This window comes from Ruegeria sp. C9 (assembly GCF_056537585.1).
The window spans coordinates 659,897-673,252 of sequence record NZ_JBQFRU010000001.1 but is presented as its reverse complement, the minus strand read 5'-3'; the positions used below and the strand labels follow the sequence as shown (position 1 = coordinate 673,252).

12 protein-coding genes are annotated in these 13,356 nt (G+C 56.8%); 10 read left to right on the top strand and 2 right to left on the bottom strand.

The features are described 5' to 3' along the window. Positions 1–52: 52 nt before the first annotated feature. Entirely contained in the window at positions 53–1,111 is a 1,059-nt protein-coding gene (locus ACR0NE_RS03030) for a sn-glycerol-3-phosphate ABC transporter ATP-binding protein UgpC (protein WP_170394453.1), read from the bottom strand. Beyond that, entirely contained in the window at positions 1,108–1,902 is a 795-nt protein-coding gene (locus ACR0NE_RS03025; RefSeq protein WP_170394450.1) for an IclR family transcriptional regulator, read from the bottom strand. Before ACR0NE_RS03025 ends, ACR0NE_RS03030 begins: the two co-directional genes overlap by 4 nt. Before the next feature lie 140 nt (positions 1,903–2,042). Between ACR0NE_RS03025 and ACR0NE_RS03020 the strand changes: the two genes are divergently transcribed. The 10 genes from ACR0NE_RS03020 (at position 2,043) to ACR0NE_RS02975 (ending at position 13,334) form a co-directional block, all read left to right on the top strand. Continuing rightward, a complete protein-coding gene (locus ACR0NE_RS03020; RefSeq protein WP_170394448.1) occupies positions 2,043–3,302 on the top strand; it encodes an ABC transporter substrate-binding protein in 1,260 nt (419 codons plus the stop codon). A gap of 94 nt (positions 3,303–3,396) precedes the next feature. Beyond that, a complete protein-coding gene (locus ACR0NE_RS03015) occupies positions 3,397–4,323 on the top strand; it encodes a carbohydrate ABC transporter permease (protein WP_170394445.1) in 927 nt (308 codons plus the stop codon). A 1-nt stretch (position 4,324) separates the two neighbouring features. After that, positions 4,325–5,173, top strand: a complete 849-nt coding sequence (locus tag ACR0NE_RS03010) for a carbohydrate ABC transporter permease (RefSeq protein ID WP_170394442.1) — start codon at positions 4,325–4,327, stop codon at positions 5,171–5,173. A gap of 22 nt (positions 5,174–5,195) precedes the next feature. Next, positions 5,196–6,536, top strand: coding sequence for an alpha-glucosidase/alpha-galactosidase (gene melA, locus ACR0NE_RS03005; protein WP_170407771.1), 1,341 nt, complete (start codon positions 5,196–5,198; stop codon positions 6,534–6,536). A gap of 54 nt (positions 6,537–6,590) precedes the next feature. Next, positions 6,591–8,300 carry an IlvD/Edd family dehydratase gene (locus tag ACR0NE_RS03000; protein ID WP_170407768.1) on the top strand — a complete coding sequence of 570 codons (1,710 nt, stop codon included), beginning with the start codon at positions 6,591–6,593 and terminating at the stop codon, positions 8,298–8,300. After that, positions 8,300–9,067, top strand: a complete 768-nt coding sequence (locus tag ACR0NE_RS02995; RefSeq protein ID WP_170596181.1) for an SDR family oxidoreductase — start codon at positions 8,300–8,302, stop codon at positions 9,065–9,067. The genes ACR0NE_RS03000 and ACR0NE_RS02995 overlap by 1 nt, the downstream gene beginning before the upstream one ends. 4 nt (positions 9,068–9,071) lie before the next feature. Continuing rightward, positions 9,072–9,965 carry a 2-dehydro-3-deoxygalactonokinase gene (locus ACR0NE_RS02990; protein ID WP_170596183.1) on the top strand — a complete coding sequence of 298 codons (894 nt, stop codon included), beginning with the start codon at positions 9,072–9,074 and terminating at the stop codon, positions 9,963–9,965. Next, entirely contained in the window at positions 9,962–10,567 is a 606-nt protein-coding gene (locus ACR0NE_RS02985; protein ID WP_170596185.1) for a 2-dehydro-3-deoxy-6-phosphogalactonate aldolase, read from the top strand. Before ACR0NE_RS02990 ends, ACR0NE_RS02985 begins: the two co-directional genes overlap by 4 nt. Next, a complete protein-coding gene (locus tag ACR0NE_RS02980; RefSeq protein ID WP_170511969.1) occupies positions 10,564–11,424 on the top strand; it encodes an SMP-30/gluconolactonase/LRE family protein in 861 nt (286 codons plus the stop codon). Before ACR0NE_RS02985 ends, ACR0NE_RS02980 begins: the two co-directional genes overlap by 4 nt. Beyond that, positions 11,421–13,334, top strand: a complete 1,914-nt coding sequence (locus ACR0NE_RS02975) for a beta-galactosidase (RefSeq protein ID WP_170596187.1) — start codon at positions 11,421–11,423, stop codon at positions 13,332–13,334. The genes ACR0NE_RS02980 and ACR0NE_RS02975 overlap by 4 nt, the downstream gene beginning before the upstream one ends. Positions 13,335–13,356 lie beyond the last annotated feature (22 nt).

The following is a 13,356-nucleotide window of genomic DNA, read 5'->3' as shown; positions in this document are numbered from 1 at the left end:
AAAGCCGATGGATAATGCGCAGTCATGCAAAACAGATCCGGTCTGGCAAGCCCTATCGCAGCCGCTGACCCGTCTCGGGATCGAACAGCATCGCACGCTCAGGACGAACCGAAAGCCCGATGCGGTCACCGGTCGTACTGCGTTGGTCTTCCCGTTCTTCCACAATCAGCTTATCGCCATTTGGCGTCAGCAGATAAGAATATGAAACACCACCGAGAGCTTCGGTCAGATCAACTGTGCAGGTGTCACCGTTTCGATCCACCTGAATATGCTCGGGGCGAATACCCAATGTTACTTTCGTCGCTCCTTTGGGAACGCTCTCGGTGACCGGGACATCATCAGTAAGTGCAGGGTGCCGCACCATGCCGTCCACGATATCGCACTCAAGGAAGTTCATTGCAGGAGACCCGATGAAACCCGCCACGAACTTATTGTCGGGGTCGCGATACAGGTCCATAGGGGCTCCCACTTGCTCAATCCGACCGTCGCGCAATACCACAATCTTGTCGGCCATGGTCATCGCCTCGACCTGATCGTGCGTAACGTAGATCATCGTCGCGCCGATTTCCTGATGAAGCCGCGCAATTTCAACCCGCATTTCCACGCGAAGTTCTGCATCCAGATTCGAGAGCGGTTCGTCGAACAGGAACACCTCGGGGCCGCGCACAATGGCACGCCCGATCGCGACCCGCTGACGCTGACCGCCGGACAACGCTTTGGGTTTGCGTTTCAGATATTGGTCGAGCTTCAGAATATTTGACGCTTCCTGAACCTTCTGATCGATCTCGGCCTTGGCAACACCGTTCATCCGCAGACCAAATCCCATGTTCTCGGCCACGGTCATATGGGGATAGAGCGCATAGGTTTGAAAAACCATCGCCACTCCGCGTTTGGCCGGATCCACATGCGTGACTTCACGTGCGCCGATATGGATTTCCCCGTCCGAGGTTTCTTCCAAACCCGCGATCATCCTCAACAGCGTGGACTTACCGCAGCCCGAGGGGCCCACGAACACGCAAAACTCACCATCTTCAATCTGCAGATCAATCCCGTGAATGACCTGCGTCTGGCCATACCGTTTGATCGCGCCTTTCAGGGTTACACCTGTCATGTTGCTTGCATCCTATTCTGTTGGCCCTCGGGGAACCGCCACGCCTGTGCTTCTGTGCCGATCTGTTCAGCGACGCGCCGGACGCGCGGCACCCAAGATTGCAATTGCTCGAAATCCATTCGCCCCGTCGATCCTGTCACCGAAAGGGCCCCCAACATGCGGCCCCCGTTAGTCAGAATCGGGCAGGCAATGCAGATGATGCCGGGCTCATGCTCTTCATCATCAACTGCGTAACCACGGCTGCGGATCTTAACGAGATCAGCCCGCAATGCCTTTTCCGAGGCCAAGGTCTTGTCAGTGAACCGATGAAAGCTTTGTTGCGAGATCGTCTTTTCCAACTGTGCCTCGTCCAAATAGGCCATCATCGCTTTGCCAACGCCTGTGCAATAGGCCGGGCCGACCTTGCCGGCCTCAGAATACATCTCAATTGGTCGTTGCGCGTTGCGCTTATCCACATAAAGCACCTGCCCGGAATCAAGTTGCGCCAAGTGCACGGTCTCCCCTGTCTCGGCGCTGAGAGCGTCCAGGAAAGGCCGCGCAATTGGAGCTAATGAGCTATGCGTCCATGCCGAATGCGCCAGTCGCACCAATCGCATACCTGGCGAATAGGTCTGCCGTTCCGGTTCGTAGTGCAGCATGCCCTGATTGGTTAGCGACTGCAGAAAACGGTATAGCGTCGCCTTGGGAAATTCACTGCGTTCCAGCAATTCCCCGAACCGCACCGGGCGTTCGAAGGCCGCGACCTGTTCCAGCACGTCACATGCTTTTCCTATTGTTCCGTCACCTGCCACGGGTGCCTGTTCTCCTCCACTTTCCCTCGGCTTTGGGCACGAGGGTCTTGACAAGAGTAGCCGAGTCGATGTGTAGTTTTCAATATATAAAACAAGGTTTCAATATTTGAGACCAATATGGAAGCTTAAGGGAGGAAACTATGCATTCCATGTTCAAGCGCACAGCGGCTGCTTTGGCTGCCAGTGTGGCACTTGCTGCGCCCGTCGCGGCAGAGCTGACCGGCGAGCTGCGAATCTTCCTCGATACGTCCAACCCGGCGCCGCGCGCGACGATGGAAGCGATGATCGAGCGATTCGCGGCCGAACATCCCGGTCTGGAAATCGAAACCACCGTGATCGACCGTGAGGCCTACAAGACCCAGATTCGCAACTTCCTGACGGCTGACACGCCAGACGTTGCCACCTGGTATGCAGCCAACCGGATGAAGCCTTATGTTGAAGCGGGTCTTTTCGAAGACGTCTCGGACCTGTGGGCTGAACCTGAAATCGCCGACAATCTGGCCTCGACCAAAGGTGCGATGACCATTGATGGCAAACAGTGGGGTGTTCCGTACACCTACTATCAATGGGGCGTTTATTACCGCAAAGACATCTTTGATGAGCTGGGTCTGACCGAGCCGACCACTTGGGAAGAAGAACTGGCCAATTGCCAGAAGATCGTCGATTCCGGCCGCGCCTGTTATACCATCGGCACCAAATTCCTGTGGACAGCAGGTGGCTGGTTTGACTACCTGAACATGCGCACCAACGGGTTCGACTTTCACAATCAACTCGCAAATGGCGAGATCAGCTGGGAAGACGACCGGGTTAAGCAGACCTTCGCCAACTGGAAACAGCTGATCGACATGGGCGCATTCATTGACAACCACCAGACCTATAGCTGGCAAGAAGCCCTGCCCTTTATGGTCAACGGTGAGGCCGCCGCCTATCTGATGGGTAACTTCGCTGTGGCTCCGCTGCGTGAAGCAGGCCTAACCGACGATCAGTTGGACTTCTATCAGTTTGTCGCCATCAACCCCGATGTTGAACTGGCTGAAGACGCGCCGACCGATACGTTCCATATCCCGGCCAATGCCTCGAACAAGGAAGCCGCGCGTGAGTTCCTGCGTTTCGCAGTCTCTGCGGACGAACAGACCGAAATCAACAACGGTGCAAACCTCGGCCAGTTGCCTGTGAACGCGCAATCTGCAGTGGACGACGACAAGTTCCTGCAGCAGGGCTTTGTCATGCTATCGTCTAACAGCCCCGGCGGTGTTGCACAGTTCTGGGACCGCGACGCACCAGCGGAAATGGCAAAAGTGTCGATGGAAGGCTTCCAGGAATTCATGGTCAAGCCGGACAACGCTGACAAGATTCTGGCCAAGCTGGAACGTGCGCGCGAGCGCATCTACGACAACTAAATCTTGTCCAGGGTCGGGCTGAAGCCCGGCCTACACCTTGCACAATAGTAGGGCGGGCTTCAGCCCGCCTTCACCCACCAGATCCGAGATGCCCATGACCGCTGCCGTTGACGCCCCCGAGCAAGAAAGCTGGTTCCACAGAAACCAACAGCGCATCGCGCCCTGGCTGTTTTTGGCTCCGGGTCTGTTGTTCTTCATGGTCTATGTGATCATCCCGGTTTTTCAATCTTTCAATCTGTCTCTTTATGAATGGGACGGTTTAGGTGCAGCTGAATATGTCGGCTTTCGCAACTATGAAGATCTGTATTGGGAATGGGTGGACCGCGACGCTTTCTACATCTCGCTCAAGAACAACCTGATCTGGCTGATACTGTATCTGGCCGCAATCCCTGCAGGCTTGTTTATCGCACTGTTCCTGAACCAGACGGTCTGGGGCATCCGCCTCTACAAGTCTTTGTTCTTCTTCCCCTTCGTCATCTCTCAGGTCGTCGTTGGGCTAGTATTCACATGGTTCTACGACCCAACCTTTGGCCTTCTAAACGAATTCCTAAGCCTCTTTGGCCTAGGTCCACTGAACGTGCTGGGGGATGAGCGCTTCGTAACCTACGGCATCATCTTCGCAGGTCTATGGCCACAAACGGCCTATTGCATGATCCTCTACCTCACCGGCCTGAACGCCGTCGACCCCGAACAGATCGAAGCCGGGCGTCTGGACGGCGCAAAAGGTGGGCGAATGCTGTGGCACATTATTCTGCCGCAGCTGCGCCCGGCAACATTCATCGCATTCGTTGTGACAATCATCGGCGCGCTGCGCAGCTTTGACCTGATCTCGATCATGACACAGGGCGGTCCTTTTGGCTCGTCCCGCGTGCTGGCCTACTACATGTTCGAGGTCGCGCTGTCCGAATACGGCTTCCGCATGGGATATGGCGCAGCTATCGCTGTGATCCTGTTCCTGATTATGCTCTGCTTCATCGCCTACTTCCTGTGGTCGATGTACCGCGAAGAAAGGGGGCACTGAGATGTTTCCCAAACCGATCGAAAAACAACCCCGTGCGGCACAGATCACTTATCAGGCGATGTTGCCTCTGGCACTGCTACTATGGCTGGGGCCCCTTTTGGCGGTCGCACTTTTCTCGGTCAAACCAGCCGCAGACTTCACCAATGCGAATTACTGGGGGATGCCGTCCAGTTTTGAGGGCGCGTTCAACTATGGTCAGGTCTTTTTCAATTCGGATATGCCACGTTACTTGATGAACTCGTTCCTGATCACCGTACCAACGGTAATCGGGGCCGTTGCGCTCAGTTGCATGACAGGCTTCGCGCTGGGGATCTACAAATTCAAATCGAACCTCTGGATCTTCTTCATGTTTGTGGCGGGCAATTTCGTACCCTTCCAGATCCTGATGGTCCCTGTGCGCGATCTCACGCTGGAGTTGGGCCTTTACAACACCAAAACAGGGCTTGTGCTATTCCACATCGCCTTCCAGACCGGGTTCTGCACGCTCTTCATGCGCAACTTCATCCGCGCCCTGCCATTCGAACTGATCGAGGCCGCACGGGTCGAGGGCATTAGCGAATGGCGAATCTTCTGGTACGTCGTTCTACCACTGATGAAACCGGCCATCGCCGCACTCAGTGTCCTGATTTTCACCTTCATCTGGAACGACTATTTCTGGGCTGTTGTTCTGACCCAAGGGGCCGAAAGCCAGCCCGTGACAGCCGGGATCACCAGCTTTAACGCGCAATTTCGCGCTGCTTATCAGTTGATGAGTGCCGGTTCTATAGTGGCAGCCCTGCCGCCGGTTGCCATGTTCTTCCTGATGCAGAAACACTTCATCGCGGGCCTGACCCTCGGTGCCGTAAAATAACGTCAAACCAGAGGTTTACCTCATGACCAAGATCACCTTTGTAGGTGCAGGTTCCACGATCTTCATGCAGAACATCGTGGGCGACGCCCTGCTCACCCCTGCCCTTGCAGACAGCCACTTTGCGCTGATGGATATCGATCCGGTGCGCTTGGCTGAAAGCGAGGCTGTGGCCAAGGCCATGATCCGCTCAGTCGGCACGGCTGCAACCGTCTCAACCCACACGGATCGTCGCGCGGCGCTGGACGGCGCAGATTTCGTGATCACTGCCTTTCAGGTTGGCGGGTATGAGCCTTGCACGGTGACAGATTTTGAAATCCCAAAACAATATGGCCTGCGTCAGACTATCGCCGATACGCTGGGTGTTGGTGGCATTATGCGCGGCCTGCGCACTGTACCCGTTCTGTGGGGCGTCGCGCAGGACATGATGCAGTTGTGCCCCAATGCAACGCTGCTGCAATACGTGAATCCGATGGCCATCAACACCTGGTCTCTGGCTGAGCGCTTCCCTAATCTGAAACATGTCGGCCTGTGCCATTCTGTCCAGAACACGGTCGAAGAACTGGCGCATGATCTAGACCTGCCCAAGGCGGACTTTCGCTACAAAGTTGCCGGTATCAATCACGTCGCGTTCTTCCTCAAGCTCGAGCATGAAGGCCGCGATCTGTATCCGGCTTTGCGTCAGGGCTATCGCGCCGGGCATTTACCCAAGCCTCCGCTGCTAATGCCGCGCTGTCCAAACAAAGTCCGGTACGAAGTGATGGACCATCTTGGATACTTCTGCACCGAAAGTTCCGAGCATTTTGCAGAATACGTTCCTTGGTTCATCAAAGACGGTCGCAATGACCTGATCGAACAGTTCAGCATACCGCTGGACGAATACCCGACCCGCTGTGTCGAGCAGGTGGCCAATTGGAAGGAACAGGCAAAGACCCTGACAGATGGTCGGAACATCGAAGTAACCCGAAGCCATGAATTCGCCGCCGACCTTATGAACGCAATCGTGACAGACACACCGTACACAGCCTACGGCAACCTGCCAAATACGGGTCAGATTCCGCAACTACCGCTAGGTGCAGCGGTTGAAACGCCGTGTCTGGTTGACTCGAATGGCGTCCAGCCTTCCGTGGTCACGGATATCCCGCCACAACTGATCGCGTTGATGCGGACCCAGATCAACGTACAAGAGCTAACGGTTCGCGCGCTGACCGAAGAAAACCCCGAATACATCTATCACGCCGCAATGATGGATCCCCATACTGCGGCCGAGCTGGATCTGCGCCAAATTCGCGGCCTCGTCACCGATCTGCTTTCTGCCCATGGCGATTGGCTGCCAGATTGGTGCCGCCCCGCCCGCGCAGCTTAATCTTCGTCTTCTCAAAAAACACTCAATTCCAACGCCAGACAGACAGAGCCAATAATGACCAAGAAACGCCGTTCACAGCATTGGTACGGAAAACTCGATAAGGACGGGTTCATTCACCGGTCCTGGATGAAAAACCAGGGCTTTCCGGATCACGCTTTTGACGGGCGCCCCATCATCGGCATCTGCAACACATGGTCGGAACTGACGCCCTGCAATTCGGGCCTTCGTGATCTAGCCGAAGGCGTGAAACGGGGCGTGTGGGAGGCGGGCGGCTTTCCAGTGGAATTCCCCGTTATGTCGCTGGGCGAGACCCAGATGAAACCCACCGCCATGCTGTTTCGCAACCTGCTGGCGATGGATGTCGAGGAATCGATCCGCGCCTATGGTATCGACGGCGTTGTCCTGCTGGGTGGATGCGACAAGACCACCCCGGGGCAGCTGATGGGTGCAGCCTCGGTCGATTTGCCGTCCATCGTGGTTAGCTCTGGCCCGATGCTGAACGGCAAATACCGGGGTCAGGATATCGGCTCGGGCACTGATGTCTGGAAGTTTTCCGAAGCTGTTCGTGCCGGAGAAATGACACTTCAGGATTTCATGAACGCTGAATCAGGCATGTCGCGTAGCGCGGGTGTGTGCATGACTATGGGCACCGCTAGTACCATGGCCTCATTGGTTGAGGCGATGGGCATATCGCTGCCCACCAACGCCGCCCTGCCTGCCGTTGATGCCCGCCGCATGGCACTGGCGCATCTGACCGGCAAGCGCATTGTCGAGATGGTGGACGAGGACCTCAAACCATCAGATATCCTGACCAAGGAGGCGTTTGAGAATGCCATCCTCGCCAATGCAGCCGTCGGAGGATCGACAAACGCAGTGGTCCACCTGTTGGCACTTGCAGGTCGCGTGGGTGTCGACTTGACGTTGAAAGACTTTGAAATCGGATCGGAAATCCCCCTGCTGGTCAATTGCATGCCTTCTGGCAAATACCTGATGGAGGATTTCTGTTATGCAGGCGGTGTGCCAGTGGTTCTGAGCGAACTCAAACCTTTCCTGCGCCCGGCAAGAACAGTTCTGAACAAGGACATCTCGGCCCACTGTGAAGGGGCTGAGTGTTTCAACACAGACGTCATCCGCCCATTTGACGATCCGGTAAAACCCGCCGCAGGCCTGCGGGTTCTGCACGGCAATCTTGCGCCCAACGGGGCAATCGTGAAGCCTTCGGCGGCCACAGATGCACTGCTGGAAACCGAGGCCGAAGCATACGTTTTTGAGAGCATCGAAGATCTGAAAGCCAATATCGACCGCGACGACTTACCAGTAACACCTGAGACCATTCTGGTCCTCAAAGGTTGTGGGCCCAAGGGCTATCCAGGGATGCCCGAGGTTGGGAACATGCCGATCCCGGCCAAGCTGGTCAAAGACGGCGTACGCGACATGATCCGGATCTCGGACGCGCGTATGTCTGGTACTGCATTCGGGACAGTTATCCTGCATGTCAGCCCTGAGGCTCAGGCTGGTGGTACGTTGGCGTTGGTCAAAACCGGTGACCGTATTCGCGTGTCCGCCAGCAAGGGCGAGCTGCAGCTGCTGGTCGACGAAAAGGAACTGGACGCCCGCCGCGCCCTGTGGCAACCGGACGATCCGCATTACTCGCGCGGGTATGCGAAGCTTTATATCGACCACGTGTTGCAGGCTGATCGCGGCGCGGACCTTGATTTCCTTGTGGGCAAAGACACGCGCCTAGTGACGAGAGAGAGCCACTGATGAATCAACCTGCTACATTTCAAGACCTCAACGGAGCCTCTGTTTATATCACCGGCGGCGGTTCGGGCGTTGGTGCAGCGTTGACTGACGGGTTCATGGCCCAAGGGGCTAAAGTTGCCTTTATCGGTCGGTCAGATGCCGGTGAATTTGTCGAACAGATGCGTGACAAGCACGGCCGCGTCCCCTTGTTCCTGCAGGGTGACATGACTGATACCGAGCTGTTGCACGCCACCATGGCCAAAGCAGCTGAAGCCCATGGCCCGATCAAAGTGCTGGTCAACAACGCCGCGAATGACAAGCGGCACTCACTTGAAGAATCTACAACCGAGTTCTGGGACTGGATGATCGAAGTCAACCTAAAGGCCTACTATTTTGCCTGTCAGGAAGCCGCGCGACAGATGAAGGACAAAGGCGGTTCGATCATCAATTTCAGTTCGATCAGTTACCTGATGGGGAACGCAGGTTATCCAATCTATACCAGTTCAAATGCGGCAATCACCGGCATGACACGCTCGTTGGCGCGTGAACTTGGGCCACATAAAATTCGCGTCAACGCGCTGGCACCGGGATGGGTTCTGACACAGAAACAGCTGGACATGTGGGCCACACCCGAAGATCTGGCTGCGCATATGGATCGTCAGAGCCTGAAAGAGCATCTGACGCCCGAAGACATGATCGCACCAACCCTGTTTCTGGCTTCAAGCGCAAGCCGTGCAATGACCGGGCAGTGCATGGTGGTTGACGGCGGCGTGGTAGGAACGGGGTGATGCTATGAATGTCGAGTGGATCGCTGTTGACTGGGGAACATCTCATCTGCGGGCATGGGCCATGCAAGGGGACAGCATTCTGGCACAGGCCGCGTCGCAGGATGGTATGTCCCGCACAGCCGGCGGAGGATTTCAGGCAGCCCTGCTGGCTTTGATCGAAGATTGGCTGCCCGGGCTACCGGTAGATGTGATCGCCTGCGGAATGGTCGGGGCACGACAGGGTTGGGTCGAGGCCCCGTATTCTGCGGTTCCATCCGAGCCTATTCCGGTCGTACCCTTCCGCGTTCCAAACACCGATCCGCGTATTCGGGCCTTCGTCGTTCCTGGGCTGAGACAGAACAGCCCCCCCGATGTGATGCGCGGGGAAGAGACGCAGATCGCGGGGTTCCTCAGCACGCATCAGAATTGGGACGGTGTGATTTGCCTGCCCGGTACTCATACGAAGTGGGCCCAGATCAGTGCCGGAGAGGTGGTCAGTTTCCGAACCTTCATGACCGGCGAGTTGTTTGATCTGCTGCGCGGGCAATCCGTTCTGCAGCATTCAATTGACGAGGGCTGGGACGACGCGAGTTTTACCGAAGCGGTTGCCGACATGCTGTCGAAACCCGAGCAGCTGGCAGCGCGCCTATTCGGGCTTCGGGCCGCTGATTTGCTGCACGGTCAAAGCAAGAGCGTTGCACGCGCCCGTCTTTCAGGGTTCCTGATTGGCGCCGAGCTTGCCGCATCGCGGCCCTATTGGCTGGGTCAGCAATTGGCGATCATCGGCTCGGAAAGCTTATCCAACGCCTACGCAACCGCCTTGCAACAACAAGGCGCAATGGTCGAAACCGCGGACGCCATGATCGCAACCCTTGCAGGTCTGTCTCAGGCCCGAACATTAACGAGGCAAACCGCATGAGCCGCCCAATCATCGCCATTCTGCGTGGGTTAACCTCTGACGAGGCGCTACCGGTCGGTTACGCCCTGCTGGAAGCGGGAATTGACCGGATTGAGGTTCCGCTGAACTCTCCCGATCCGCTGGAAAGTATCCGAGTTCTCGCCTCGGAGATTGGGGACCGCGCGCTTATCGGAGCGGGCACTGTATTAACCCCCGATCAGGTTGACGCGGTTGCCGATGTCGGGGGCAAACTGATCGTTTCGCCAAATTGCGATGTGTCCGTGATCCAACGCTCTGTCGCACTTGGGCTGCAAAGCTGGCCGGGTGTGTTCACCCCGACCGAAGCCTTCGCAGCGCTCCAGGCCGGGGCTACAGGGTTAAAACTTTTCCCCGGTTCGCTTGCCGGTCTTGCAGGGTTGGCTGCGCTGCGCCCTGTTTTGCCGCCGGGTGCTCAGGTCTTTGCCGTGGGCGGTGCAGGCCCCGAGAACTTTGGAGCCTGGATCGAGGCCAGCGCCGACGGCTTCGGAATTGGATCTGCGCTGTATAAGCCCGGAATGTCAGTTGGAGATATAGCAAACCGTGCCCGGCAAATCGTTGCTGCCTATGATGAGGCCGTTGGATGAGTCAGGTCTATGACGACCGCCCCTGCGAATTGGGCGAGGGGCCATTGTGGCACCCTAAACGGCAACAGCTTTTCTGGTTCGATATCATCGGCAAGCGATTGATGACGCGAGAAAATGAACAAGCGCATAGCTGGGCGTTCGATGAACATGTCTCAGCCGCAGGATGGGTAGACCGTGACACTTTGCTGATCGCGTCGGAAACCGGCCTGTGGCGATTTGGGCTTGAGAGTCGAGCCAAAGATTTGATCGCCCCGCTTGAGGTCGACAATCCGGTGACTCGATCCAATGATGGGCGCGCCGATCCTTGGGGCGGGTTCTGGATTGGCACCATGGGCAAACAGGCAGAAGTAGGCGCAGGTTCGATCTATCGCTATTGGAATGGCGAGCTACGGCCATTGGTCCGAGATATCACCATCTCAAATGCAATTTGCTTTGCGCCGGACCGATCCTGCGCCTATTACAGCGATACCGCCACCAAGCTGGTCATGCGTTGGGAACTGGACGCGCAGACAGGCTGGCCCATAGGAAAAGCGGCGGTCTTCCTTGACCTGCAAAGCGAAGATCTGAACCCGGACGGTGCCGTGGTTGATCACGACGGAAACATCTGGATCGCCCAATGGGGTGCCAGCCGGGTTGCAGCCTATACGCCCGGCGGTCAATTCCTGAGAGCGGTTGGTTTCGATGCCAAACACACTTCGTGCCCAAGTTTTGGTGGTGATGACCTGACTACACTGTTCTGCACCACCGCCCGCCAAGGGCTGGACGCGGACACTCTTGTAAGAACGCCGACGAATGGCATGACACTCACCGCGCCAAATGTGGCGCAAGGTCAAGCTGAACACAGAGTTATACTATGAAGCCGGAACTTGGCGTTTGCTATTACCCTGAACATTGGCCCGAAGAAAACTGGGCTCAGGACGCCGCGCGCATGGTCGAGACTGGCTTGAAATGGGTCAGGATCGGCGAATTCGCCTGGAGCCGAATGGAACCCACTGCTGGAGACCTGCAATTCTACTGGTTGGATCGCGCGATTGAAACCTTGGGTGCGGCAGGGCTGAAGATTGTGCTGGGCACCCCGACGGCAACACCTCCGCGATGGATGCTGGACAAGCATCCCGACATGCTGGCTGTGGATGCTGATGGCAATCTACGCAAGTTCGGCTCACGCAGACATTATTGCTTTAGTCACACCGGCTATATCGACGAATGCAAGCGGATCACGAAGATCATGGGTCAGCGCTATGGCCGCAACCCGCATATCGCTGCTTGGCAAATCGATAACGAATATGGCTGTCACGATACGACGCTCAGCTATAGTGCTGCGGCGTTGTATGCTTTTCACCGCTGGCTGGCGAACCGATACAACTCGATCGACGCGTTGAACAATGCCTGGGGGAATGTGTTCTGGTCGATGGAATATAACAGCTTCGATCACATCGAGCTGCCGAACCAGACCGTGACCGAGCCCAACCCGGCACACGTCTTGGCGTTTCGCAGGTTCAGTTCGGATCAGGTGGTGGCGTTCAACAAGGCCCAGGTCGATGCGCTGCGGCCGCTGACGGATCAACCATTGCTGCACAATTACATGGGGCGCGTGCTGGAATTCGATCATTTCGATGTAGGCAGGGATTTGGACATCGCGACGTGGGACAGCTATCCGATTGGCTTCCTGTCGGATCGGTTGGAAGTGGACGAGCCGCACAAGACTGCATTTCTGCAGCAGGGTGATCCGGACATGCAGGCCTTTCACCACGACCTATACCGCGCCGTCGGTCGAGGCCGTTGGTGGGTCATGGAACAGCAGCCCGGCCCGGTGAACTGGGCCCCCTACAATCCAGCGCCCCTGCCCGGCATGGTGCGCCTCTGGTCACTTGAGGCGGTGGCCCATGGCGCCGAAGTGGTCAGCTATTTCCGCTGGCGGCAAGCGCCATTTGGGCAGGAACAGATGCATGCCGGTCTACTTACCCCGCATGGCGACGAAGCACCCGGTTTGGCAGAGGCGCGTCAGACCGCCGATGATCTGGCCGCGATAGACACGGTTCAGCCTATCCATGCGCAGGTTGCTATCGTCTTCGATTATGCATCTGATTGGGCCTGGACAACGCAGCCTCAGGGCGCGGGGTTCGATTATTTCCGGCTCGTATTCTCTGCCTACCGCGCGTTGCGGCGCGCTGGGTTGTCGGTAGATTTCGTGCCTCAGGACGAGGTCGGCAAGGAGCACTATAATCTGATCCTAGCACCGGGCCTGGCTGCCTTAGGCGATCTTGAACAAAGGCTAATACAAGGGTGTAATCTTGCTGTTCTGGGACCGCGCAGCGGGGCAATCACCGCAGATTTTCAGATCCCTGATTCGGGGCGCCCAGGTCTTGATGGCCTCAGCAGCCATGTCGATCTGATCGAAACTTTGCCACCCGGCGCAACCCGTATTGTCGAAGGGGGTGGTGCTGCGGAACATTGGGTTGAGCGCTTGTCAGGCTCTGCCCAAAATTTGCTCTCTTTCGCAGATGGCACTGCGGCGTTGCATGGCGGTGCTGGTCTTTGGTACCTAGCAGGGTTCCCCGATGGGGCCCTTTGGGATCGCGTCATAGCCATGGCAGCCCAGAAAACGGGTCTGGCGCTCCATCCGATGCCCGAAGGGCTGCGACGGCGCGAGACGCAGTCGCACGAAGTGCTGATCAACTATAATGCGCATTCAGTGACATGGGACGGCCAGCAGATCGAAGGATGTGATGTCCTGTTCAGGACGCGCGGTTCATATAAACGTTAATCTAGATACCGCTAACATAACC